21 protein-coding genes and 1 pseudogene are annotated in these 23,770 nt (G+C 41.4%); 9 read left to right on the top strand and 13 right to left on the bottom strand.

Going from position 1 to position 23,770, the window contains the following annotated elements; all coding sequences use genetic code 11:
- Window positions 1-291 precede the first annotated feature (291 nt).
- The 3 genes from RMX69_RS02895 to RMX69_RS02885 all read right to left on the bottom strand — a co-directional run bounded on the left by RMX69_RS02895 (window position 292) and on the right by RMX69_RS02885 (window position 4,843).
- Window positions 292-729, bottom strand: a complete 438-nt coding sequence (locus tag RMX69_RS02895; RefSeq protein ID WP_289795225.1) for a hypothetical protein — start codon at window positions 727-729, stop codon at window positions 292-294.
- Window positions 730-1,050: 321 nt separating this feature from the next.
- Window positions 1,051-3,243 carry a polysaccharide biosynthesis tyrosine autokinase gene (locus tag RMX69_RS02890; protein WP_322636475.1) on the bottom strand — a complete coding sequence of 731 codons (2,193 nt, stop codon included), beginning with the start codon at window positions 3,241-3,243 and terminating at the stop codon, window positions 1,051-1,053.
- 640 nt (window positions 3,244-3,883) lie between these two features.
- Entirely contained in the window at window positions 3,884-4,843 is a 960-nt protein-coding gene (locus RMX69_RS02885; RefSeq protein ID WP_289795223.1) for a ribonuclease Z, read from the bottom strand.
- A gap of 403 nt (window positions 4,844-5,246) precedes the next feature.
- On the opposite strand from RMX69_RS02885, the gene RMX69_RS02880 reads away from it, so the two are divergent.
- Entirely contained in the window at window positions 5,247-6,995 is a 1,749-nt protein-coding gene (locus RMX69_RS02880; protein WP_322636474.1) for an endonuclease, read from the top strand.
- A 281-nt stretch (window positions 6,996-7,276) separates the two neighbouring features.
- Here the strand turns inward: RMX69_RS02880 and RMX69_RS02875 are convergent, their stop codons facing one another.
- Both RMX69_RS02875 and cobU read right to left on the bottom strand, forming a co-directional pair.
- Window positions 7,277-7,696: a hypothetical protein gene (locus RMX69_RS02875; protein WP_289795221.1), complete on the bottom strand. Its 420-nt coding sequence runs from the start codon at window positions 7,694-7,696 to the stop codon at window positions 7,277-7,279.
- Between the two features lie 45 nt (window positions 7,697-7,741).
- Window positions 7,742-8,317, bottom strand: coding sequence for a bifunctional adenosylcobinamide kinase/adenosylcobinamide-phosphate guanylyltransferase (gene cobU / locus RMX69_RS02870; protein ID WP_289795220.1), 576 nt, complete (start codon window positions 8,315-8,317; stop codon window positions 7,742-7,744).
- A gap of 226 nt (window positions 8,318-8,543) precedes the next feature.
- Between cobU and RMX69_RS02865 the strand changes: the two genes are divergently transcribed.
- The 5 genes from RMX69_RS02865 (at window position 8,544) to RMX69_RS02845 (ending at window position 12,908) form a co-directional block, all read left to right on the top strand.
- Window positions 8,544-9,371, top strand: a complete 828-nt coding sequence (locus tag RMX69_RS02865) for a hypothetical protein (RefSeq protein ID WP_289795219.1) — start codon at window positions 8,544-8,546, stop codon at window positions 9,369-9,371.
- Window positions 9,372-9,598: 227 nt separating this feature from the next.
- Entirely contained in the window at window positions 9,599-10,531 is a 933-nt protein-coding gene (locus RMX69_RS02860) for a glycosyltransferase family A protein (protein ID WP_322636473.1), read from the top strand.
- 24 nt (window positions 10,532-10,555) lie between these two features.
- On the top strand, window positions 10,556-11,512 hold the full coding sequence (locus tag RMX69_RS02855; protein WP_322636472.1) for a glycosyltransferase family 2 protein: 957 nt from the start codon (window positions 10,556-10,558) through the stop codon (window positions 11,510-11,512).
- Window positions 11,513-11,514: 2 nt separating this feature from the next.
- Window positions 11,515-12,096: a hormogonium polysaccharide biosynthesis acetyltransferase HpsU gene (hpsU, locus tag RMX69_RS02850; RefSeq protein ID WP_322636471.1), complete on the top strand. Its 582-nt coding sequence runs from the start codon at window positions 11,515-11,517 to the stop codon at window positions 12,094-12,096.
- A gap of 335 nt (window positions 12,097-12,431) precedes the next feature.
- A complete protein-coding gene (locus RMX69_RS02845) occupies window positions 12,432-12,908 on the top strand; it encodes a hypothetical protein (protein WP_289795215.1) in 477 nt (158 codons plus the stop codon).
- Window positions 12,909-12,944: 36 nt separating this feature from the next.
- Here the strand turns inward: RMX69_RS02845 and RMX69_RS02840 are convergent.
- The 4 genes and pseudogenes from RMX69_RS02840 to RMX69_RS02825 all read right to left on the bottom strand — a co-directional run.
- A pseudogene (locus RMX69_RS02840) lies at window positions 12,945-13,194 on the bottom strand (nuclear transport factor 2 family protein); the annotation flags it as partial.
- Between the two features lie 198 nt (window positions 13,195-13,392).
- A complete protein-coding gene (locus RMX69_RS02835) occupies window positions 13,393-13,692 on the bottom strand; it encodes a protealysin inhibitor emfourin (RefSeq protein WP_322636470.1) in 300 nt (99 codons plus the stop codon).
- A gap of 186 nt (window positions 13,693-13,878) precedes the next feature.
- Window positions 13,879-14,958 carry a M4 family metallopeptidase gene (locus tag RMX69_RS02830; RefSeq protein ID WP_289795213.1) on the bottom strand — a complete coding sequence of 360 codons (1,080 nt, stop codon included), beginning with the start codon at window positions 14,956-14,958 and terminating at the stop codon, window positions 13,879-13,881.
- 640 nt (window positions 14,959-15,598) lie between these two features.
- Complete coding sequence (locus RMX69_RS02825; RefSeq protein ID WP_289795212.1) at window positions 15,599-17,869, bottom strand: RelA/SpoT family protein; 2,271 nt, start codon at window positions 17,867-17,869, stop codon at window positions 15,599-15,601.
- Between the two features lie 322 nt (window positions 17,870-18,191).
- On the opposite strand from RMX69_RS02825, the gene patD reads away from it, so the two are divergent.
- Both patD and RMX69_RS02815 read left to right on the top strand, forming a co-directional pair.
- On the top strand, window positions 18,192-18,545 hold the full coding sequence (gene patD, locus RMX69_RS02820) for a heterocyst frequency control protein PatD (RefSeq protein ID WP_322636469.1): 354 nt from the start codon (window positions 18,192-18,194) through the stop codon (window positions 18,543-18,545).
- A gap of 245 nt (window positions 18,546-18,790) precedes the next feature.
- A complete protein-coding gene (locus tag RMX69_RS02815) occupies window positions 18,791-18,997 on the top strand; it encodes a hypothetical protein (RefSeq protein ID WP_322636468.1) in 207 nt (68 codons plus the stop codon).
- A 142-nt stretch (window positions 18,998-19,139) separates the two neighbouring features.
- On the opposite strand, the gene RMX69_RS02810 is transcribed toward RMX69_RS02815, so the two are convergent.
- From RMX69_RS02810 to RMX69_RS02795, 4 genes are all read right to left on the bottom strand, one after another.
- The gene (locus tag RMX69_RS02810; RefSeq protein WP_322636467.1) at window positions 19,140-19,661 is read right to left on the bottom strand and encodes a hypothetical protein; all 522 of its coding nucleotides are present in this window, start codon (window positions 19,659-19,661) and stop codon (window positions 19,140-19,142) included.
- Between the two features lie 17 nt (window positions 19,662-19,678).
- Entirely contained in the window at window positions 19,679-20,023 is a 345-nt protein-coding gene (locus tag RMX69_RS02805) for a hypothetical protein (RefSeq protein WP_322636466.1), read from the bottom strand.
- A gap of 28 nt (window positions 20,024-20,051) precedes the next feature.
- The gene (locus RMX69_RS02800) at window positions 20,052-20,492 is read right to left on the bottom strand and encodes a hypothetical protein (protein WP_322636465.1); all 441 of its coding nucleotides are present in this window, start codon (window positions 20,490-20,492) and stop codon (window positions 20,052-20,054) included.
- Between the two features lie 361 nt (window positions 20,493-20,853).
- Window positions 20,854-21,438 (bottom strand): TetR/AcrR family transcriptional regulator, encoded by a 585-nt coding sequence (locus RMX69_RS02795; RefSeq protein ID WP_322636464.1) that lies wholly within the window; start codon window positions 21,436-21,438, stop codon window positions 20,854-20,856.
- Between the two features lie 206 nt (window positions 21,439-21,644).
- Here RMX69_RS02795 and RMX69_RS02790 point away from each other — a divergent pair, with 206 nt between their 5' ends.
- Window positions 21,645-23,234, top strand: a complete 1,590-nt coding sequence (locus RMX69_RS02790; protein ID WP_322636463.1) for a DHA2 family efflux MFS transporter permease subunit — start codon at window positions 21,645-21,647, stop codon at window positions 23,232-23,234.
- The last annotated feature ends 536 nt before the right edge of the window (window positions 23,235-23,770 follow it).

Below are 23,770 nucleotides of genomic sequence, written 5' to 3'. Positions count from 1 at the left end.
AGTATCTAATTGACGCTCTTAACTATGGCGTCTACTACTTTAAGATGAGACAGTTCTCCAACGCGGGAGGTTGCCACCTCCTACTAATTATGCATTTTACTTTAGCTATCAGGTAGAAATCAGGTGAAGGAGGCAGGGGGAGAATTTCTCTCCTCTACTTGTTTCCAATGCCCAATGCCACTAGCTTTTTTTCTTGTTAGGCATTGCATTAACACCTGCTAAATTAATTGAGTGAAAGCGGAGCAATGGACAGTATAAAATTCTCATAATTGAGATTAAGTGTAAGATAAATTACCTTATCATCTTCTTCGCTACTTCATTTAAGCCACCTTCTTTAACACAGGTTGCACCGAGATTTTCTGTGTAAGCAGCATAGTCATTGTAATGTTGTCTCTTAATTAACATGACGTTATTATCGTTCCATTTGCCTTTAATTTGGCTGATTTTAAATGTTTTAGGATTAAGAAAATGGTTCAGGTTTCCGCTTAGTTTTCCCCACCAGTAAGAGGCCCCAACCATTCGCGTATCAGTAAACTTAACATTAGACATTTTAACGACTGAATTAGTCTTAGTGTTAAAAGAACATGCAGTATTAGTCTTATTATCCAGTACGATGATCAAATTGTTATTGCTCTCGAAGAATGACAAGTCGTCATTTGTGCTGCTAGCTACAGCAGTTAGGGGCAATAAAAGTACCAAAATATTAAAAGTTACAAATAGTTTTTTCACTAGCTTTGTTTAAATGTGTTAAACAGTTTACTATCTCAGTCGTCCATAGCACATCAGTATATTTATTTACTTACTTTATATCCAGAATAGTAGCCTGAATATTGCTAACTGCCAGTCAAAAAAGCTCTGACTGACCTCTTTATCTTAAATATGAGCAGATGCAATCACTAAGTGATGGCGCAAGCACCCACCGAAAGCGATCGCATTGCTCAAATATATTCCGATTCGGTTGAAGATAGAGTCAAAAATCTGTTGCGGTAATTGGGTAAAGTGAATCGTCCAAATCTTACTGCTGTGGAAGAGAAACTTTTCTTCTTCAATTTACGATGCCAATACCTTTTGAGAATTACTCACCTCATTAGCAATAATTCCAATTAAATTCAACTTACTCAAAATTTCTGTTGCTTGAGTCAGTTCAGTTCGAGTCACTTTTCCCATGCGCTCTACCATGACAATACCACTGCAAAAAGATGCCACAATCCTGGCATCAACCGTGCCTAAAATAGATGGAGCGTCTATTAGTACTAGGTCATAATTTTGCTCAAACACCTCTATTAGTTCTTTCATCCGTCGAGAACTGAGCAACTTCACTGTGTCTTCTGGTTCTGGGCCAGCAGTCAAAATATCAATGGAGGGATGAATGGGCTGGATGTAATCTTGAAAATGAGTAGTTGTCTCATCAACTAATAACAGAGAGAGTCCCCAGTCATTGGATAGTTCCAAGATTTTGTGTAGGCTAGGATTATGTAGATTAGCATCAATTACCAATACCCGTCTATGCATTCGGGCAGCGCTAGCTACAAGCCCTAATACTAAGGTTGTCTTTCCTTCCCCTGGTAGTGCTGAAGTAAACATCAGCGACTTGAATGGTAAGGGATATTTTAATATTTGAATATTTTGGTAGATCATGTCCAAAGTTTCATGGACTGGCAATTTGTTGCTGGCTTCTATTACAGAAGAATGTGAGCTTCCTCGGTTGTTCCAAGGCAGCCCCATCTGCCGTTTTTTGACACCACATGTCGGTAGTTTTGGTACCGATCCCAATACACGTAGGTTCGTCAGTTTCTTTAAATCTCCGGCACAATAAATAGCGTCATTAAACTTTTCCCAAATCAGAGATGCTAAGATACCTAAAATCGGCCCAATGACTGCTCCTCCAACCAAAAATAATAATCTGTTGTTACCCATATAAATACCGGGAGAAGGTTCTGCCAAAACTTGCCAGTTATATCCTTCCTGAGCAATTTTCAGCCCTAATGACTGTTGCGCCTGTATTAGTTGTTCAAGATTTTTGCGACTAGTTTCTACCTTTGGCAGCAGACGATTATATTCTGCTATTAAACTTGGGTATTTGTTTATCTCGGAGCGTAGTTGCTGTTCTGACTCGACGAGATTTTTTTCATTGGCAGTTAGTCCTAAAACACTTGTCTGTACTAAAACAAACTCATCTACTAACGTTGGATCGACCCCTAACACTTGTCCTTTGAATAAAGGCTTCTCCTGACTAGTATTAGTAATAGTTTTCACCTCTTCTCGTAAGAGGGAAAGTTGACTTTGGCGTTGCTGTTTTAATTTTTGTACCGATGGATAATCATCTGTATAGCGGAGCCGCTCTTTAGCCAATGCTAATTCAGTCTTTTGAATTTCACTTAATAACGCTTGATAGCGGCTTGACTGATTTAAACGAGAAGAAAGTAGTGTATTCTGCTGGGACGAAGATGCTATTAGTTGCTCTAGATTATCGTAGCGAGCGTTTAAATCTTGAAGGTTGGCACGAGTGGTTTGTAATTGTTGTTGAATATCGGCTAGAGATTCTAGCAGAATTTTACTTTGGACTTCTGGATCGAGTATTTTATGCTTTTTGCGAAACTGTTCTAAGTTTTTCTCAGCTTTACTTACCTCTTTTTTTATCTCAGGTAAACGAGTATTTACAAAAGCTAATCCCTGATTCAGACGTTCTTTTTGCTGCTGTTTGTTGTAGTTTTGATAGACTTTCTGTAGCGCTTGAAGTACTCTTTGTGCTTTGACTGGATCGTCATCATGAAAAGAAACTTTAAATGCCTGATTAAAAACTTTATTTGCTCCTATGCCTCCTGCTTCTGGAGTGACTTCTAAAGGTGCTTTTTTGTTATGTTCTTTTTGACCATTGATATCTTGTAAAGTAAGATCGGGATAATCGGAATGGAGTAAATCTACAGCTTTCTGAAGCAACTTAGAACTCAGCATGAGTTTCATCTGAGTAGTGGAATCAACAACTTGAGAATTTGAATCAATAACCTGAGTATTTGACTGTGCCCCTTCAGATAAATTGGAATTCACCAATATCTGCATATTGCTCTGGTAAGTAGGTTTGGCATTGATAGCCAAGAGGCTAGCAACTGACATAACGACACAGGAAACTCCAAAGATCAGAAAGCGTCGGCGAAGCAAAATAGTAGATAGTTGTCTGATGTCAACTGCGCCTTGTGCTGAAGTAGTAACCTGTTGCTCTTGATTCAGACTAGTCTTAGCCACTATTAAACTCCTCTAATATCGAAACACTATATTTATTTGGAAGATTTATGATAAATATGAAATGATTTTTTTTACACCTAATAGCTGCGATCGCATACTTAATTCTTCTTCCAACAATGACAAGCTAATTTGGCATAATATTATGCCAACTGGCGCTTTCATGTTCATCAATTCATGCATATAAATTCTGAATCAGTGTTAGAAGGATAAATTTTTAATAAATATTTTATTTAAGGAATAAAAATCTTGACGAAAAATTAATTATTTTTCCTAAGCATTTGAGTATAAAACTATCAAACTCACAATCTTACTAGATATATTAAAGTGATTTTGATAACTTGTAATATAAAAAACACATTGATAAAATATTTAAACCATACTATTTATATATTCTTGATACATCTAGTTAACCGTAAATTGTTGGTTAAATAGTTGACTTACTCGGAAAACGAAGCTACTGTTTATTTGCTTGATCTTATGATTGAGACTATTAAAATCTAAGATAGAACCTGGTTAATTTTAGATTTTAGATTAGAAGCGTTCAATAGGAAATCTAAAATCTAAAATCGTTCAACTGAGCGTAGCCGTACTCCTTCCCTACGGGACGCTACGCGTAGCGTTCCGCAAGAAAGTCCAAAATTTAAACGCTTACCTTGGTTAACTCTATTTCCCGTCGTCTGGGTACTTCATGAATCATAAAATCGTGAGCCATATCAGTACGGGGAAAAATAGCACGAGCTTCCTTGAGAAGATCCTTTAACTCCAAGGTATTTCCGGGAGCATAGCGGGGACTGAAATGACTCATAATCAGCCGACGCGCCCCAGCAGCTAAAGCTGTTTGCGCTGCCATTGTCGTTGTAGAATGCAACCGTTGGAAAGCCATATCTGCATCTTGATGGGCAAAGGTTGCTTCGTGAATTAATACATCTGCATCATGAGCTAATTGCACTGCACCATCACAATAAATTGTGTCTGTACAATAGGCAATCTTTCGACCAATTTCTGTAGGGCCGCACAATTGGGTGCCATCAATCACCCGTCCGTCCGCAAGAGTAACAGTTTCACCGCGCTTGAGTTGACCGTAAACCCGGCCAGGAGGAATTTGCAACGCCTTGGCTTTTTCCACATCAAAGCGTCCGGCTCGGTCTTTTTCGGCTACGCGGTAGCCGAAAGCTGTAATCCGATGATGCAAATTACCACAGCTAACGGTGAAGTCATCGTCTTCATAAATTACCCCTGGACGGATGGCGTGAACTTTGATTGGGTAAGAAAAGTGTGTGTAAGAGTAACGTGAAGCGGATTGAATGTAATCATTTAATCCAGGTGGCCCATAGATATCAATTCGTTCCACATTACCAGCCAAGCCGCAAGTAGCAAGAAGTCCCATCAAGCCAAAGATATGGTCGCCGTGCATGTGGGTGATAAAAATTCGGGAGAGTTGACTCATTTTGAGTTCACTCCGCATAATTTGATGCTGAGTACCTTCGCCACAGTCAAATAACCAGAGTTCTGCCCTCTGGGGTAATCTCAGAGCGACACTGGAAACATTGCGCGATCGCGTGGGTACACCGGAACTCGTCCCTAAGAATGTTATCTGCACAATGTTCTTTAGTCTTCCTATTGCTCAATTTGCAGCTCTATTTTCTATAGTGCCACGGTTATTGAGCAAAATACTTAGGAATTTGGGCATTGAGCATTGGGTATGGGGCATTAGTTACTAGTTATTCTCGTAATTCAGTATCCACAAGTAACTAAATAACAAGTTGATAAATACCAAATAACTGCTGTATTATTAATTTTGTTATGACTTCTTCTTTGGAGAGAAGTACATCTCTTAATACAAACATAAACTTGCACTCAATACTTGATTTTGGGCTGAAACAGATAGATTGTTTTTCTTAGCCAAATGGCTTGAAAAAAAACTTCAACTTTTTTGCTTCTCATATCTTCGGAATGGCGCTCCAACTGAGTTAAGTCTCTATTTGCAATTAAGGAGAATGTTCATGAGTTCTTTCCGAAAAGTCTTGCAAGCGCTATGCTTTATCGTTTTTCTTGCATTGTGGCTTCCTTCAGGAATCGCTCATGGTGTACAAGTTACATCTTTGGTAGGAAGTCCTACGCAATTAACGATTACCACCTTTAACGTCGAAAACCTCGATCCTAAAAAGGAAAACGTCTCTAAGGTTGATGGTGGGTCGGCCAGAAATGTAGATGATGATGTAAAAAACGGTAAGTTTGCAGCTTTAGCAAACCAGATTGTTACTAATCTTGAAGCACCAGACATTATTGCTTTGCAAGAAGTACAAGACAATGATGGAGCTGAGTTAAGTTCTGTAGTTGATGCTACTCTGACTGCTAACACTCTCATCAGTTCTATCCAATCTGTAGGAGGCCCAGCCTATAAATATCGGGAAATTCCTCCTCAGAACGGACTTGATGGAGGCCAACCAGGTGGCAATATCCGGGTAGGCTTTTTGTTCAATCCTCAACGAGTTAAGCTACAAAAGCTTGAACGCTTTGCGGACGATCCAGCTTTTTTAAAAAGTCGCAAACCTTTAGTGGGTGAATTTACTTTCAACGATATTCCTATCACCCTGATAAACAATCACTTTGCGTCCAAAAGCGGAGGAGCAGCTTCCGACCCAAAACGGATACAGCAGGCAACAATTGTGAACAAATTTGTCGAAAATCGCTTAACTACTGACCCCAATGCAAATATTGTCGTTCTTGGCGATCTAAACGATACTCCAGACTCCCAGGCGATTAAAATCCTTGAAGGAAATCAGCTGAAAAATTTGGTAAACAAAATTCCTCAAGATGACCGCTTCTCTTATGTCTTTCGAGGAAATAAGGAACAAATTGACCAAATCCTGATTACCCCAAACTTGTTTAACAATGGAAATCCTGAGATCAATGCTGTTCACGTTAACGCAGGGATTTCTAGAGTAGTCAGCGATCACGACCCTGTGATTGCTCGATTTAGTCTATCAGCTATTAGTGGGACTACTCCCATTTCATCAGTCCCAGTTAGCAGTCCTGAACCAGCAGTTACACCAGGCACAATTCTTTCTGGTGTCACAGGAGATGATTTACTGGAAAAATTAGATAGCCTTTACTCCCCTCGTGCTAGCCTCGGATATGGTAGTGCCCGTGATTTGCTCTACACCAAAATAGATAACCAAAGCGGTACAGTAACGGACATCTACGCTGGTTATAGTGTTCCGATTGACCCAAATGCAGATAAACCCAGAGAGGAAGCTGCACAACGCAGAATTAATGCTGAACACGTTTGGCCACAGAGTATGGGAGCTGAAGGCCCAGCAAAAAGTGATTTGCATAACCTCTTTGCTTCACGTGTGGAAGTTAACAGCGATCGCGCCAACTTTCCATTTGCAGATATTCCTGATAATCAAACTACGTCTTGGTATCTCGATGATGATGAACTAAGTTTCAAACCAAATCCGCAGGATATTGACAAATACAGTGAATTCAAACGGGGATTCTTTGAACCACGGGAGGCAAAGAAAGGAGATATTGCTCGCGTAATTTTCTATTTCCGCACAGTCTACCCAGAACTGGCAAATGCAAGCTTCTTTGAAGCACAAAAGGATACTCTCTGTAAGTGGCAAGCAGACGATCCAATTGATGCTGGTGAGGTAGCACGCAGTCGTGCGATCGCTAAAACACCCCAAGGTAATGATAATCCCTTCGTGTTAGATTCTACCCTGCCACAACGAACCTACTGCAACTAAAAAGTACAGAGGTCTAATCCGCATTTCTCACAAGCTTAAGGCGTTTGATGGAGCAGAGGAGAAGTAATGAGTAATGAGTAATGAGTAATGAGTAAAAACTTCTTACTTCTTACTCATTACTTCTCCCCGGCACAAGCGCAGGCTTTAGGAGGTGTGGTGAGAAATCCGGGCTAAACTCTATCCTGGTTGAAAGAGTTTTAGACCTCCGTTTTTGAGAAATTGAGTAGATGAGTTTTTCGACAGTCGTTGAAGTTGCTGACTGTTGACTGTAGGATATTTTTTTATGCAATATTGTCTAAAAGCCGATCGCGAATTGTTTGGAGTTGGTCTTGAGTTTTAATTGGCTCTCGCGGTGCTGGCAATTCAGTATTCGGCCAGTTAGGTAAATCATTACAGGGACATAACAACGCCGGCATCCCGACGTTTCGCGCGGCTACTGGCATACTGCACCGACCACAAGGCAGCATATCCCATGCTGGTGTCAACAATTCAGCAATGGTTTCATGAGTACCCTCTAGGTAACAATCACCCGATTCGGCTGAAATAATTTTTTGCCAGCACTCTTCAAATTCTTCACTATAGCGATCGTCATTTAGCACCGACTGGGGCAAAAAGCTTGCCTCGCCGTTGCCCGTAATCACTTTCTTACCCAACTGAAACCAGTAGGCAAGGTATTTTCTAACTTCTTGTTTGGTTGCCATAAGACAATTTTAGATTTTAGGTTTTGGATTAATTTGGATCAAAAGTTAAGAATCTTGACTCCTGAATGTTCCAGGATCACCTCTCTTTGGCAATGGCGAACCAAGGATGCTGAGATTGAGAACATGACCACCAGTTACTAAATAAACAGTTTCGCTGAGTGTACTTAGCTGGCGTACTAAAGAACCGAGGCGATCGCGGAACGCCCTTCCAAGGGGATAAGCTGGTATCACACCCCAACCCACCTCTTCTGCTACAAACAGCATATCAGCAGCAACCAATTCCACCGTCTCTAAAAACTCTGCAAGGGTATTTTCCCAGCTAGATTCGTCCTGTTCTAGGAGATTGGCAACCCAAGTCCCTAAAGAATCGACTAAAAGACAGGTATAGGGTTTGGCATCAGCAAGGGTAGCAGACAGTTCCACAGGTACAGATAGAGTTACCCAGTCTTGGGGACGACGTTGTTGGTGTTCTAAAATGCGTTGATGCCATTCTTCATCGTCTGGGTTATCGGTGGCTGTTGCTATATAAACAACTGCTTTTCCTGACTGTATAGCTAAAGCTTCTGCCCATTCACTTTTACCAGATCGTGCTGGTCCTGTTACTAAGATGATTTTACCCAAAGTTTTTTACTGAGTATTTTTACAATAGAGGCAGGAGGTAGAAGGAATATTGCCGTCGCCTCCTGTTTTTACTTTATGGGTGAGATTTTTTGTTTCAAATAACTTTTAAGGGATAAAATTAGCACCAGCATCATTACATGCTACAACTGGCAAAAGCCAAAAATCCCAACTACCCCATTCTTAATTATTCAATACTACTGGGGACAGCAAACTTTAGGATGTCTTTATGAACGCAGGCTTAAAACGCATTGAAGCAACTCTACACGATTTAGGGAATCGCGGCACTGACTCTACTGCCGAAACAACTGATTCGACGACAAAACGGCCTTTCTCTTTTAGAATCAGCGTTGGAGCTAACGAATCTACAGAAAGTACACAAATTCCATCTTCTCAGGATGGGGAAGTAAAGTCACAAGGACAAACAGTTGACTTAAATGTAAATACTGAGGTTGATTATCCTTCTGACCAAAATTTCTTTCCTCATCATGAATCTGTGCAGACCTTTCAAGCAGAAGAGAATGGTAACAGAACACCCAGCCTACCCAAGTTAAAAACTCCGACCTTTAGTAGCCATCGCCACGGTGCGAATCCAGCATTGGCGATGAATCTATTGCAAGAAATTCAGGAAACTGTCGCTGGTTGGCAAACAGAATTGCAAAATATTTTGAAACAAATTCAGGATATTTACTTAGAAGGGCCAATTGTCAATGGCTGGTTAGAATCTAATCCCACCGAACCAGAACCAGGAGGAACTGCGACACTGCGCCATGCAGAGGTTGACCGCCTGATGAACTACGTAGAAGAAATTTGTGCCACTGGTGGAAAAGTATCTTATCAATCATCTATTACTGGCTATCGCCTCTGTGGTGTAGACGATACTGGTAAAGTTTGGTCGCGTCTATGTCCACCGGATCAGGTTCCCAATGTTAGTATGGCGATCGCTCGTTACCAAAAGTTACGTCAACTGTTAGGGCGCAAGCAATCTTTGGAAACCCGCCTTAGTCAACTGGCGCAAACTCTTGTAGTTTTACACAGTCATATTCAACAAACGTAAAGTTTTAAAGATTATTTCCGAAGAAACTCGGTTGGTAGGTCGGTAACTTTTGGTTTAGATTAACTCTCAGCAGTTATAGCGTTGGATTTAGATTTTAATCTAAAATCGTTCGACTGAGCGACTTGCCTTGAGCGTATCGCTAAAGCGAAAGCTCCGCTAACGCGTAGCGTCTCGTAGAGAAGTCGAAAGGAGCCGAAGCCCCAAATCTCAAATCCAAAATTAAATCTATGCCAGACACTCAAATCTCTGCCATTATCTGTACTCACAATCGAGATACCTATTTAGGGGCTGCAATTGATAGTCTTTTAGAGCAGGATTTTGCTGCTGATTTTGAAATTGTAGTAGTTGATAATGGATCTAGCGATCGCACCCGTGAGGTTGTAGAAGAAAGGGCCCACAATCCGCGCCTGAAGTATGTTTTTGAACCCACCATTGGTTTATCTGTCGCCCGCAACACGGGTGCAAAGGTAGCCAGTGGTGATATTCTTGCTTATCTAGATGACGATGCCGTTGCCAGTAAGGGCTGGCTACAAGTTTTATATTCTGCCTATTACAATAATTCTAAGCTAGCGATCGCAGGTGGCAAAGTCACTCTCCTGTGGCCTCCAGGAATTCAACAACCACGATGGCTATCTCCAGGGCTAGCTGCAAATCTGGGTGCATACGACTTAGGTGACAGTAACATCTACATTGAGCAACCTGGCTTAACACCCAGAGGCTTGAATTACTCCATCCGCCGCAGTTTCCTAGAAGAAATTGGCGGTTTCGATCCTCATCTCGGTCGAGTGGGTAAAAATTTATTATCTAACGAAGAACTGCAAATGACCGAATTCGCCCTACAGCGTGGTTGGCAAGTCGCTTATCTTCCCGAAGCACTCGTCGCTCACAATGTAGCTCCAGAGCGCCTCCAACGCTCCTGGTTTTTAAACCGGGGCTGGTGGCAGGGTATCAGCGAATGCTATCGAGAACAACTCGCTGGTAAAGCTGGGATCGCTCAATTACAGCGAGGTAGCGAAAGATTTGTGCGAGGCTTGTATAAGGCTTTACAGTATTTCTCCGATCCAGCAGAACGGTTTGACAAACTGGTGTATGCTTACGGTCAGATTGGTTACTTAAATGCTGCTATTCAGGGTCTTTTATCTACATCCAATAAGAAATAACTAGTAACATAATTTCTACTCAATATGTCATCTAAAATACCAGTTTCAGTCCTAATTCCGGCAAAAAACGAACAAGCTAACTTGCCTGCTTGCCTTACTAGCCTCAGCAGAGCAGATGAAATATTTGTAGTAGATTCTCAAAGTACCGACAACAGCATTGAAATTGCTAAAAGTTACGGTGTAAATGTCGTACAATTCAACTTCAATGGACGCTGGCCTAAAAAGAAAAATTGGTCTTTAGATAATTTGCCTTTTCGTAATGAATGGGTGCTAATTGTAGATTGTGATGAGCGCATCACCCCTGAACTTTGGTCAGAAATTGAACAAGCAATTCAAAATGATGAATATACAGGTTATTATCTCAACCGTCGCGTATTTTTCTTAGGAAAATGGATCCGTTATGGCGGTAAATATCCTGATTGGAATCTACGTTTATTTCAACATAAAAAAGGTCGCTACGAAAATCTAAATACAGAAGATATTCCTAATACTGGTGATAACGAAGTTCACGAACACGTGGTTTTGCAGGGTAAAGTTGGGTATCTCAAAAATGATATGCTCCACGAAGACTTCCGCGACCTTTACCACTGGTTAGAACGCCACAACCGATATTCCAACTGGGAAGCCAGGGTTTATTTTAATATTCTTACAGGCAAAGATGATAGTGGTACTATCGGCGCTAATCTATTTGGCGATGCCGTGCAACGCAAACGATTTTTGAAAAAAGTCTGGGTACACCTACCATTTAAACCCATTTTGCGGTTTGTTTTATTTTATATAATTCAACGCGGTTTTTTAGATGGCAAAGCGGGATATATCTACGCTCGTTTACTGAGTCAATATGAATATCAGATTGGCGTTAAACTTTACGAATTACGCAACTGTGGTGGTCACTTAAATACTGCAACTATCCCGAAGGAGGGAGCAGAGGAACAGGGGAGCAGAGAAGCAGAAGCAAAGCTATTGACCATTGATTCCTGATAATGACTAATGACCAACCTTTCGTAGATTTACGCAAATATGACCAATCTTGGTTTGACCGGGGGCGTCCAAGTTGGTATGTTTTATTATGGTGGTTTGTACAAGCGATCGCCTTTCCCCTCACTCCTCAACCGTTAAATATTCTGCGTTGTGCTTTGCTACGATTATTTGGCGCTCGTATCGGTAAAGGTGTATTAATTCGACCTACAGCCCGCTTTACCTACCCCTGGAAAGTCACCATTGGCAACTACAGTTGGATTGGAGATAACGTAGTTTTATATAGCCTCGATCAGATCCATATCGGCGAACATTGCGTAATTTCCCAAAAAAGTTACCTGTGTACTGGTACTCACGATCTCCAAGATCCTGCCTTTGGGTTGAAAACAGCGAGTATCACCATTGAAAATGGTGCATGGGTAGCAGCAGATTGTTTTGTTGGGCCAGGAGTGCAAATCGGGGCTAATGCTGTGATTGGCGCTCGTAGTAGTGTTTTTACTAATATGCCTTCTGGACAGGTTTGTTGGGGAAGCCCTTGTCGCCCCAAAACGGCTCGGATAAAACTCGATCCCTCCACAACCCCGTGATTTTATAGATTAAACGTAGTAAGGGCGTGCAGCTAGCTGTGCGCCCCAGCCCTACACCTCAAGCGACTTGTTAAGAAATTGACAGATGGTCATTAGCACAAAGTAGAGTTTGTCATTTGTCATTAGTGAATAACCAATGCCCAATGCATAAGTAAAATGGTAAGGATCGTGGATTTAATAACCTGTGTAGGTTGGGTTGAGTCTGCGAAACCCAACATCTCTGGGGCGTTGGGTTTCGTGCCTCAACCCAACCTACAAAAGTCGATGTTATTTAATTCTCATTCCTAAGTCGCAGTGGTAATATGTTTTCATGGCTGCTCTAATCCTTTCTATTGATGAACAAACTATTGGATGAAACGCTGTCAATCAAAATTGCTGAACAGATAAACAGCAGAGCTAGCACTCCGTTTGATAATGCTTATAAAGCAGCATTATCTACTGAGGGAGCAAAGTATATTCAGGGATTTTTAGCTTTTGCTGGGAAGCCATATAGACCGATTGAACACAGTTGGATTGAGCTAGACGACGCCTCTGATGTTCGCATTATCGATCCCACATTACCTCATCTAAACAAAAATCCCCAAGAAATCTGGTATTTTGCAGCACATAGTCTGACTGTTAAAAAACTGAAAGCTATTATTGAAGAATCAAAAGAAGATTATCCAGAAGATGATCCATTGCCAATTTATGGCGAACCACCTTATGAATATTACGGTGATGTAATGTTGGGTGGTCAAGACTATCTGGCAGCATATCAAGCCGCAGAGGTTAAGTGCAGAGAAATCAACGAACTCAACCCTGAGAGTAACTAATAAAAATCAATTAAATAATTCATAATTACGACTTATTTAATACGATTTACCATCGCTGCCAAAGTATTCCCTATAGCCACAAATTTTGTCTTCACGCACATCAAAAGAAACCGCTACCCGATTTCTGTAAGGCTGTCCGAATAAATAAAAGTCCCTTGTCCCGAAACTCCAAGACAGCAGTCGTTTCATTACTGGTAACACGGTCTAGACCAGTCAGCTTCAACCCAGGACTAAAGGATTCAGAAACGTACTCGAAAAATTCTCTAGCTCGCTCTTTTCCGACATTTCAACCGGGGAATTTTGCCATTTACTTACACACTCAAAAATCAAATTAATTCCATTGAAATAGAGACTTATAAGTAGAACGATGTGGAAAAACCAAACTATGTTAAGAAAAATTAAATAGACTTAAACCCTCTTCCCTCCTGCCTCCTGCCTCATCCCAACAATAAATATTCACACTGACCTACTTAAGTAATTATTTTTACTTTTTCTGTGCTAATGTCTGTAGCCATTCAATCAGTGGTCTTAAGGTTCCTGGCAATGCTGACTCACTGACGGTCACAGTATGCTGCTTGCCGTTATCTTCTACTGTTAATTTATATTGAAAGCGATCGCTCTGGGGATTTGGCGAAGTAATTAGTTCCGGTAGCCTAAATAAATCAGCAACTTCCACCAGTCGAGGAAGTGTGGCTGCTTCATGTGGCGGAAGACTATCTGTATCAACGGTTGTCCTCTTGCTAATTCCAGCAAAGCCACCTGTGCGTTCAAATGATACTCGCATTTTTTTTTTGCTCTCTGTTGTGTTATTTGGTTGAGATAAATGCAAATACTGGGAGATGATAACTATCATCTCCCACCTTAACAACAACAAACAACAGATTAATCAGTCCTGAGTACTGAATGAGGCAGTGGAAGGTGTTGAACATTTATTCCTAACTCCTAACTCCTCACTCATCACTCCTAACTTCTAGATAACTCCTACCTTTTGCCAAGCATTCTGCACAGCTTTTTGCTCATTACTATCATTACCGTAGAGTTCGCCAGCAACTTGAATGGTGACGTTGGCAGCCTTTTTAAAATCTGCTTTGGCACGCAAGCGATCGCGTAAAGCTATATACCATATTTTGCCAGCTTTTTCCCAAGCATATCCACCAATCTCAACAGCCGCTAGATAAAAAGCATGGTTAGGGATTCCTGAGTTTATATGCACTCCAGCGTTATCTTCAACACCAGTATATTTATCTTTCATGTGGGCTGGTTGGGGATCTTTACCCAATACCGAATCATCATAAGCTGTTCCCGGTAATTTCATTGACCGGAGGGCAACACCTTTGACAGTCGGTACTAAAAGACCTTCACCAATCAGCCAGTCTGCCTCTTGTGCAGTCTGATTTTTGGACTTTTGTTTCACCAAAGAACCAAATACATCAGAAAAGGATTCATTTAGTGCCCCTGGTTCGCCATAATACTGTAAACCCGCTTCATACTGAGTTATCCCGTGAGCTAGCTCATGCCCAATCACATCAATTGACTTTGTGAAGCGTTGAAACATTTCTCCGTCGCCATCACCATAAACCATTTGGTCGCCGTTCCAAAAGGCGTTGTCGTATTTAAGGCCATAATGCACGGTGGAGTCTAAACGTAGTCCTTTGTCATCAATAGAATTGCGATCGAATATTTCATGAAATAAGTCATAAGTAGCACCAGCAGCATCGTAGGCTTCATTCACTGCTACATCACTGCTTGGTGGATCTCCTTCACCACGCACCAATGTGCCAGGTAGTTGCTGTCCATATTTGGCATCGTAGATGGTGCGCCGCTTTTCACCCGGTGAAGGTGCAAAGGAAACACTACCTATGACATCTCTGCGTCCGCGAAGCTGTGCCGAAACATTTAATGTATGAAAAGCCCAACTCCGCTGCTGAGGATTGCCATTCACCACGACATTTTCCAGCATGTGGGGCGGGATAATACAACAAATAGGGCATCTAGAGACAAGTGGATGCTCATACTTAAACCCGGCCGATTTCTTTTTATTTCGAGCCATCCAAGATATTCTCCTTTTGAAACTAAGTGATGGTAAACAGTGGCTTTAACTCCACTGGAGAAAGGAGCAGAAAAACGAATTCAAATTGCGTGTCCCTGGTTTTTTCTGAAGGAAATTTTCTACTCTGTATTTTCGGATAGGTCTGTAGAGGATTGATAGTATCCTCACAGGTACTTCTGATGTGGAAATATTGTATAAAAACACCAAGTCAGCTAAATTAACACCAGTTTTAGCTAAAAGCCTTGTGTGAGTTAGCAAGACCTCCTTTACAGACCTAATGCGTTTATATATTAGTTCTTATCAACAGAAATAATATTATTTATTGCTGTTTTGTTACTATCAAATTGTTAATGCTATAAATGCTTATTGGAGACAGGGGAATCTCAAATTTAGGCATCCAAAACCTAAAATTTTCACAAACAACCACCAAACACCGCCAGACCATAATATTTCCAAGGTAAAGCTAAAGAAAACCTCAAGAAGCATGGAATTAGCTTTGAAGAAGCAAAAACTGTATTCAATGACCCGTGGCAATCAATTTCTGTGTACCTATTGCATCAATAGTAATGATGCGCCTCTGCGGTTCGATTCCTAAATTGGTGCGTTACACTGCGTTAACGCACCCTAGTAATTGAGACACCTACTCGTCGATTTGACCAACGCGGCGGATATTCAAAATGTCGCTCATTTTCTTAATTTGGACGAACACTTGCTCTAGTTGAGAGCGATCGCGTATATCTATTCCTAAGTCGATCAATGCAGGTTGGCCAGTAGAGGTTTTCACCTGGGCATGACGGACGTTGATCCCTTGGTCGCTTAACCGTGACAAAATATCCTTTAGTACCCCTACACGGTCAAGGGCTTCAATTTGAACATCTACTGGGTACGTATGCGGACGACCACTACTTTCGGCGGCTGGGTTCCACCTAACTGGTACTAAGCGTTCATACTCCACAGTCTCCAGATTATGGCAGCCTTGGCGATGAATTGAAATCCCCCTACCTCGCGTCACCACACCAATAATTGGTTCGCCAGGAATCGGGGTACAACACCCAGCTAGATAATATACCAAACCTTCCACCCCAAAAATTGGCGAATCCGTGGAACGTGAGGTAGTTGCAGGTGCATCTCGCAAAGCTTTTGAGGTACTTGCTTCTTTAGGGATAAATGGCGACACAGTGGAAACTGGTTGTTGTCCCTTTGCTACTTCTCGCCAGCGATTTAGCACTAGGTTCAACGTAATTTCTCCGTAACCCAAACCTGCGAGTAAATCTTCCACGCTATGGTAGTTACACTTTTCAGCAACAATCTGCATCGCATCCGACTTCAGCAGACTATCAAAACCAGTTTTACCAAGTTCCTTTTCTAACAACTCCCGTCCACGGGCGACATTTTCTTCCCGGCGCGATCGCTTGTACCATTGTTTAATCCGATATTTTGCTGCCGAAGTTCTGACAAAGTTCAACCAATCTAAACTCGGATGGCAGTTCTTTTGGGTGAGAACTTCTACAATATCGCCATTGTGCAGCCGCGTTGACAGTGGCACCATTCGCCCATTCACCCGCGCCCCTGAACAGTGGTTTCCGACTTCTGTATGAATGCGATAAGCAAAATCTACAGTGGTAGCACCAGGACTTAAAGGAACAACATCCCCCTTAGGGGTGAAGACATAGACATCATCTTCAAATAAATTATCTTTGACGCTATCAAGATATTCTTGTGCATCCTTAAGATCGGTTTGCCATTCTAGCAGTTGCCGCAGCCAAGTAAATTTGTCATCTGTGCCTGTCAAATGGCTAATGCTAGAACCACCTGTTTCTTTATACTTCCAATGAGCGGCAATCCCATACTCGGCGATATGATGCATTTCGATTGTCCGAATTTGCACCTCTAAAGGACGGCCAGTTAATCCAATCACCCCAGTATGCAATGACTGGTAACGGTTAGGCTTTGGCAGTCCAATATAGTCCTTAAATCTCCCAGGAATTGGGCGAAAAGCATCATGAACTACCGCCAACGCCCGATAGCATTCTTCATTGGTTTGAACAATTATTCGCAGCGCTGCCAAATCGTAAATTTCATGAAATTCCTTTTGCTGGCGGTGCATTTTTTGGTAAATGCTATAAAGGTGTTTGGGACGACCGCTGATATCTTGAAAGTGGATTCCGGCTTGCTGCAAACGTTCTCGCAAAATATCTGTAGCTTTGGCCAACTTCTCTTCTCGCGCCGTCCGTTTTTCGGAAACATGCTCCTGCATTTCGCGAAAAGCTTCTGGTTCCAAATATTTAAAAGCCAAATCTTCCAGTTCCCATTTAATTCGCCAAATCCCCAAGCGATTGGCTAAAGGTGCGAATATATCTCGCGTTTCCTGGGCACTGCGGCGGCGGCTGGCCTCTGACATATATTGTAAAGTTCGCATATTATGCAAACGATCTGCCAATTTCACCACAATTACCCGAATATCTTGCGCCATTGCCAAAAACATCCGCCGGAAGTTTTCGGCTTGGCTTTCGGTTTTGCTAGTGAAATTGATTTTAGAAAGCTTGGTGACGCCTTCAACCAATTGCCGCACTTCTGGGCCAAAGCGTTCTTCTATTTCTTGACTTGTAACTTCTGTATCTTCAACGACATCATGGAGAAATCCAGCTGCTATCATAGCAGCACTGCCTCCCAAGTCACGCAGCAATTCAGCCACAGCAATGGGATGAGCGATGTATGGTTCTCCAGATTTGCGGTATTGACCTTGATGTAGTTGGTAAGCAAATTCAAATGCCCGACCAATTAAGACGGCATCATTATGCCTTCGGTCATCTTCTCCTGCGCCGCTACTTGTCGATGACTCCTTCAAACATTTTTTTAACCATTCGGGAATGGCAAGGTCAACTGATGAATTTATCGCTATACTGCTCATACAATTTGGGTTTAGAGAGGATCGGTAGATAAGTGAATGATAATAAAACTAGCAGCATCGCCCTGAAAAGATGCTGTTGCCTAAAAAAGGGTGAAAAAGCAGTGTAAGGATTTCTCCAATTGCAATAGCGTAGCGTTAGGTACGCAGGAGCGTCTGGTAGTCATCCAGTTTGAGTTTCAAGGATCGTTAAAGAAAGAAAATCCATTGATGGCAAACAAAGCCCCAAATCACGATTTGAGGCTTTTAATGCTGATAAGTCTTTAAGAAAGTTTATTGTAGAAGAAAAATTACTTGACATTAATACTATCTTAACTAGCACTGGATGTCTTTAAACCGTGATAAATATCTGGCATTCGTAACTTTATTAGAGCAATTACGCTCCGATGCCACAACTACCCAAATCGTTGCGCCAGAACTGCGGCAGCATGTAGCCACGTTGCAGCAATTTTTCGGGCAACAGATTGTGCCTTTGGCTGATGAAAACTGGCGAGTGCAGTCTTATCAAACGGAGATGAGCAAGCAATTGCGCCTTTTGGCAATAGATGTGATGTTTTTGCAAGGAGCGCGGCAAGCATCTACTGTACAAACGAGACTTCAAACGATTAGCGATCGCTTGACAACCCTCATTCAATACTGTGATGCCATTCTGCAACCAGAAGCGGAAGGAGAAAAATAACAATTGTTCACCTTTTTCTCTAATTTCTCCATCATCTCATTTATGACCTATGATGGAAAGTTATTTTGGCAACAAGTTGGAATTGGGGAATTGGGCATTGATCAATAACAGTTCTTCTCCCCCTGCTTCCCTTGCTCCCTGATCTCCCCATACCTGTTTCAAGGCAACCCCAAATATTACGGTATTATAGACAGCATTAGAAACTTTGAGCAGATGCTTGGCTGACAAAGCGCTACGCCAAAGACATGGCTTCTGGTGATGGAATAATAATAATTTGGAAATCTGAGGATAAGGCGGGGATTTATGCGATCGCAGAGATTATCGAGTCCCCTAAGATTATCACTAACCCCCCAGATATTGGCTATTGGATTGATACCAGTCGCGTTGGTGTTAAACCTTTCGCCAAGATTCGCTTTACCAGCAAGTTGGTAGAAAAGCCACTGCTATGCTAAGACCTCAAGCTTGATTCTATGCTAAAGACTTTGATGGTAATTCGTCAGCCCAACTGTATAAACTATAAGGTGACACAACAAGAGTGGCAGCGTGTATATGAATTGAAAGGATAACAACACAGTTTAAAAAGTGTATATAACGCTATTTTCCTTTGAACTCGGCATTAAAAAAGCCAGTTCCCTGCATATAACAAGAGATATCTAATAAATTTATCTTTTCTCCTAGAAGCCCACTAAAAGTAACACTAGCTCTTATGGGGACATTTGTTGACATGTCATTGCTTACACCATACTGATGCTTTTTAGATCCAAAAGTAGCTTGAGAGGCAACTAGTTCATTACCTGCATCATCTATTATTCTTGTTTTATTCACTACAATCTGAAGTGTTCTTTTTTCCAGTGTGTTCTCTACTGCTAAGTCACATTTAGTTATATTATATCCACCTGATTTACATCCTATCAGTTCAAATATAAATCCTTCCACCTCAAAAAGTTTAGGATTGTTTTCCTTCGTAGTTTTTTTTTGAAACCCGATTTTAGCTAACGTTGCGAGAGAATTTTTGCTATTGAAATTAGGAGACAGTATTTGATATTTATCAAAAGATGACTGCGTAAAGCTTACTAAGCTAGGAATCAAAGAAAAAATTAATGCGCTTTTAAACATTTTTCCCTTTCTGCTTATTACCTTTTGATCGTTAAATTTTCAAAAGTTGGATATGATTGCGGTAGTTTTTCATCTGAAATCAATGATTCCTTTCTTATTGGTGATCTATCTATCACAAAAGGGTCTTGAGTATTTTTAATCAAACCTCTTGATGGCGATGAAAATGGAGCATCTTGGAGGAGATTTATAGTTCCTCCATTATGATTGTTAATTATTACTCCTCCTTGATTCGTACAAACAGCACCATAAGCTAAATTACTGCCAGGACAATTAATACTTCTTTGCTGTGCATAGGCAATACCAGTCAGAGAAAATAGGAGTAGTGATGAAAAAGTAAAAATCATACTTCCCTTTTTTTTCATTTTTGCTACTCCTATCTTTACCTTATAGTTAGAAATTATTCGTCACACTGCCATTATTCGTACAAAGAGAACCTCTATCCAGTTTTGCGCTAGGACAGTTTTCATTATAAGTTTCAGTGTTAATTTGTCGTCCATTTATCTTGTTAGTATTGCGATTCTCAGTATAATTTGTAGTGTTAACTTGTCGCTCACCCACATTGTTTATAGTGCGGTTATCATCGCGCCCCACAATGTTACTGTTTGGAGCTTCTACTTTCGCTGGGCTCTTATTACCGCTTGTACTAGCATTAATCGCCGTGCTATTTTCACTGACTGTAGTAACAGTATGATTTGCAGGTTGCTCAACCTGACTAGATGGCTGAGTATCGCCATTAGAAACATTTACAGTAAAATAAAGTGCGCCAGCCGAAAGAGCAATACTACCAATCCCAATCAAGCTACCAATTAACTTACCCAACTGTTTAGCCATTATGATGGATACCTTTTGCTTATGGATGATTAAGCAGAAAATTACATACCTAAGTACAGTATATTCTACATTTTGTAAAAAGTGAGTTCCAGACAAATTAGTAAGTTGGCGAGAATAAGTCAAGGTAAATTAAGTAATGTAACAAATCTTGAGATTATTTCGTAGTGAAGGCTGAAGCCCTCACTACGAACCTTGAATTATTCACGCTGCTCTACTTAATGTGAACTTCGACATTAAAATTTGTCTTAGTTAGCTCTATTTAATAACTTTCGCCAGATAAAAATTTACGGGACGATATTTTTAGGTATCTATCTTGTATGAAGAAATATTATCTCAAGACACTCAAAGTCAACACCCTACCCTACTCCCTAATCCCTACTCCCTTCATCAGAAGATTCATGGTGCGGCGCATGTATGCTTCTACTGGCTCCGTTGTGGGTTTGAAGATCAGTGCATAATATAGTGACCCGCTTACAAGGTCGATAATTAGTTCTACGTCTGCATCCTTGTGAATTTCGCCTCTGGACTTGGCACGCTCAAGTATTTTAGAAAAGGCTTCACGTCGGAGTTTTGTATATTTTGTCCAGTAAACCTCTGCAAACTGAGGATTGCTAGATGCTGTACTAATTATCAGCGCAAGTGTCTGACGACCAAGGGGACTATCTATTTTTTTGGCGGCATTATTAATCAGGATATCCATGTCTCCCCAAAAGCTATCAGTATCGGGGATCACTAAATCATCTCTCAAACTTTCGATCGCGTCTGCAACTAATTCTTCTTTGGAAGTGTAACGCCGATAGATGGTCGTTTTACCAACTCCAGCACGGGAAGCGATCGCTTCTATACTCATGCTTTCATATCCTACCTCTGCAAGCAAATCTAGGGTCGCTTGCAGAATGGCTTGGTCGGCGTGGATGCTACGTGGGCGTCCAGAAGAACTTGACATAGGGAATAGGGAATAGGGAATAGGGAATGGGGAATGGGGAATGGGGAATGGGATCGCTGCTGCTTTCCTTGACCTTTTTTATATGATACGCTACCGTATCGTATAGATGGAGTACCTATTTTTAGCTTTGCGATCGCTCTGATACTAATTATCGAAAAGAAAGTTGGATTTCATCTGGGCTTCTTAATTACAAATTAGTATTATTGATGGCTACCAACATTAAACGTTCTAGTTTTGACCAATTTGGTTATGTCCACGGGCCATTGAAGTGGGCGATCGCTTTTACGGCTTCCCTTGGTGCGATCTTAGAAGTAATTGATACCAGTATTGTTAACGTTGCCCTGACAGATATACAGGCTAGTTTGGGTGCAACTGTCAGTGAAGTCGGCTGGGTAGTAACTGGATATGCGATCGCAAATGTCGTCTTAATTCCCTTATCTGCATGGCTGGGAGATTACTTTGGACGCAAAACCTACTTTATTTTCTCGTTGATTGGCTTTACCCTGGCCTCGGTTTTATGCGGGTTGGCATTTAATCTGCCGATGCTAGTTTTTTCTCGAATTCTTCAAGGTTTATGTGGTGGTGGGTTGCTAGCTAAAGCCCAAGCGATTTTGTTCGAGACTTTTCCACCTGCTGAACAAGGTTTAGCACAGGCAGTTTTTGGGGTAGGTGTAATTGCTGGCCCAGCCATCGGCCCGACTTTAGGGGGATTTTTGGTAGATGGTTTGGGCTGGCGGTGGATTTTCTTTGTTAATATTCCCTTCGGGATCGTTGCAGTGGCGATGTCATTGGTATTTTTGCCCAAAGATAAAGACAAAAGCGAGACACAAAGCCAAGCCGTCGATTGGTTCGGGATTGGGTTTTTGGTGATTGCTATTGGTTGTATGCAAACTTTGTTAGAGGAAGGAGAGAAAGAAGACTGGTTTTCCTCCGGTTTCATCACCACATTAGCGATCGCCAGTATTATCGGATTGGGATTATTTATTTGGTACGAGTTGAAAATAGACCATCCTGCCGTTGACTTGAGAGTTTTACGTCACCGTTCTTTAGCTGCTGGAAGTGTGTTATCTGCCGTGGTAGGAATGGGGCTTTATGGCACACTCTTTGCTGTGCCGATATTTGCTCAGAGTGTGCTGCACTTTACAGCAACGCAGACAGGACTATTGTTAGCACCTGGGGCTTTAGCATCTGCGATCGTTATGGTTTTATTAGGCAAGCTGTCCACCAAAATTGATGCCCGATTTTTAATTGCAATGGGTGCTGTGGGATCATCTGGAGTCATGTTTCAACTCGCAGCAATTACCCCACAAACTGGCATAGATGATTTATTTTGGCCATTGGTATGGCGTGGGGGTTTTACTGTGTTGATGTTTCTCCCTTTGAGTTTGGCAGTTTTAGGCCCGCTACCCAAACCGGATATTTCTGCCGGCTCTGGTTTCTACAACCTCACCCGACAACTAGGTGGTAGCATTGGCATTGCTCTACTCACCACTTTGCTTGACCGACGAGAAGCTTTTCATCGAGCCATCCTATTAGCAAAACTTAGTCCTTATGACCCAGAAACCAGTATGCGCCTCGATGCACTTAATGGGGCACTGCAAGGTCAAGGTATGGATGCAACAACAGCTCAACAACAAGCACTAGCTTTATTAAGTCAAACAGTAGATACCCAAGCTGCGGTTTTGTCTTACGCAGATTGCTTTCGGGTGGTAGGGGTAGGGTTCCTTTGCTCATTACCTCTGTTGCTATTTCTGGGTAAAGGCGGTGCAGGAGTGAAAGCGCCAGTTGGTCACTAGGGTAAAGGAAATAGTGGTCAGATCCCCGACTTCTTGAAGAAGTCGGGGATCTCGTAGCCCAGCAAAATTAATGCGATACCTATTCTAAATTCTCTGACTGCAAAACTGCGTAATAACACGGCTTCAGAATTATTTTCTGCCGAAAGTCACAGCAAAAAATTAATACACACGGATTGATCTAGATGAAAAAAGTAAAAGTCCCACTCAGTTTTGAGCGGGACTATATGAAGTCTTATTGCTAAAATGAGAAATATTGATCTTAGAAAAAGTTCATTATTGTAATAATACCAACGCTAGTTAACACCATCAAAGCGCCCATAATTATAGACTGGCCTAATGGATTGCTGAATTTTGCATTGTTCATTTAAGTAAAATCCCTTTTATTAATAGTCCCTTAACCATATCAAAATCAGTATAAATAGCTATAAAAATAATGTAAAACTTAAATTAGCGTAAAATTTCTTAGTAAATACTTATTTTTGGACTTAAGTATCAATTTTTACTTTTAATGATTTGTTCTTCTGGTCTGCCGACTT

Source organism: Nostoc sp. EspVER01 (genome assembly GCF_034530635.1).
Lineage (GTDB): Bacteria > Cyanobacteriota > Cyanobacteriia > Cyanobacteriales > Nostocaceae > Nostoc.
The sequence above is the reverse complement of the archived record's forward strand: the minus strand, read 5'-3'. Positions and strand labels throughout refer to the sequence as shown.